Source organism: Colidextribacter sp. OB.20, from assembly GCF_009911595.1.
Classification (GTDB): domain Bacteria; phylum Bacillota; class Clostridia; order Oscillospirales; family Oscillospiraceae; genus Lawsonibacter.
Window position 1 is genome coordinate 1 of the sequence record NZ_QWKG01000145.1, and the last position, 1,285, is coordinate 1,285.

3 protein-coding genes are annotated in these 1,285 nt (G+C 45.4%); 1 reads left to right on the plus strand and 2 read right to left on the minus strand.

Annotated elements, in window-relative coordinates; all coding sequences use genetic code 11:
* Positions 1-28: 28 nt before the first annotated feature.
* The gene (locus D1641_RS18885; RefSeq protein ID WP_160668530.1) at positions 29-349 is read right to left on the minus strand and encodes a hypothetical protein; all 321 of its coding nucleotides are present in this window, start codon (positions 347-349) and stop codon (positions 29-31) included.
* Between the two features lie 98 nt (positions 350-447).
* Positions 448-699, minus strand: a complete 252-nt coding sequence (locus D1641_RS18890) for a hypothetical protein (protein ID WP_160668532.1) — start codon at positions 697-699, stop codon at positions 448-450.
* A gap of 86 nt (positions 700-785) precedes the next feature.
* Here D1641_RS18890 and D1641_RS18895 point away from each other — a divergent pair.
* Positions 786-1,285, plus strand: a 500-nt coding sequence (locus D1641_RS18895; protein WP_160668534.1) for a winged helix-turn-helix domain-containing protein, incomplete at its 3' end; no start/stop codon positions are given.

The following is a 1,285-nucleotide window of genomic DNA, read 5'->3' on the forward strand; positions in this document are numbered from 1 at the left end:
TCTTTTTTCCCTCCTCTCCGCCACAAAACTACATTTTTTCCTCGGCGTTTTCTTTCATTTTATCATTGGCGCTGACATACCCGTCCTCCGCAAGAAACCGGAGGAATGTATGGATTGCAGACAGATAGTAGTTGCTTTTCAGAGCGAGGCAGGCGCAGGAAACCTCATGCGGCCCAATACCCGCCGCTTCTGTTACCCCTGCATCCTCTAAGCCTTTCAGAAAACGCAGGGCCAATTTCCGATAGAGCTGTACGCTGCTTTCCCGAAGTCCGTTCCTTCTGCTATGATCCGCATAAGCCTCCAGGAGCCTTCCCAGCGAGGTTTCCAGAATGATGTCCTCTCGCCGCATTTTCACATCCTCCTTATAATGTTGATTCAGCTCACCGCTGTACCGACATTATAAAGCACAAAAAATAATCCGAGAAGTTTTTGCTGAAAGCCTTGATTTTACTGGCTTTTTGCTCCACTTCTCGGATTATTTTTCTCCTCGGATAATGCGCCCTTCCGTTCCGTCAGGGATTTTCTTCTGTATCCTTCTGACCGTAAATTTTGATAGCCATTTTCCTTGTCCTTCAACTGCTCCATCGCTTCACTTGCTTTTTCCTCAGAGGAAAAAAGGCCAATCAATTTTACTTCCTCGTGCGTTCCACAATCATCGGTCAAGTCATAGGTATGCCATAAAAGAAAAACATCTGCCAAAGGTATGCTCATGTCTAACTACTATTTCTTAATAAAACGATTTAATTAAGCAGAAAGATCTGGTAAAATATATCTGGGTGATGAAAATGGGATCCAGATATAAATTTAGCGAGGAAGAAATTAAAGCAATAGAGCAAAAACGCAAGGCGAATAAGGAAAAACGGGCCGAGACCAGATTAAAAGCACTGGAAATGCGGGCCAGGGGAGCAAATGCGAAAGAGGTAGCAGAAGCGACAGGATTTCATGCAGCCTATGTGACACAGCTTGTGGCAAAATATCGAAAATATGGACTTGAAGCAATTTCGGGCAACCATTACGGCGGTAATCATCGAAATATGAGTGCGGCAGAAGAAGCGAGGATACTTGCCCCCTTTCAGGCACGGGCAGAAAAAGGGGAACTGGTAGAAATCAGTGAGATTGCGAAAGCATATCAGAGCTCCGTAGATCATCCGGTCAGTAAAGGACAGATTTATTTTGTGCTGCACCGACATGGATGGCGGAAAGTAATGCCCCGAAGCAAGCATCCCCGGAAGGCCAGCGAAGAAGAGATCGCGGTCTCAAAAAAATTAACACCACAGTCCAAACC

Excerpts from the sequence above, each read along its gene's own strand:
- D1641_RS18885 (WP_160668530.1), bottom strand. The coding sequence starts at position 349 with ATGCGGCGAGAGGACATCATTCTGGAAACCTCGCTGGGAAGGCTCCTG.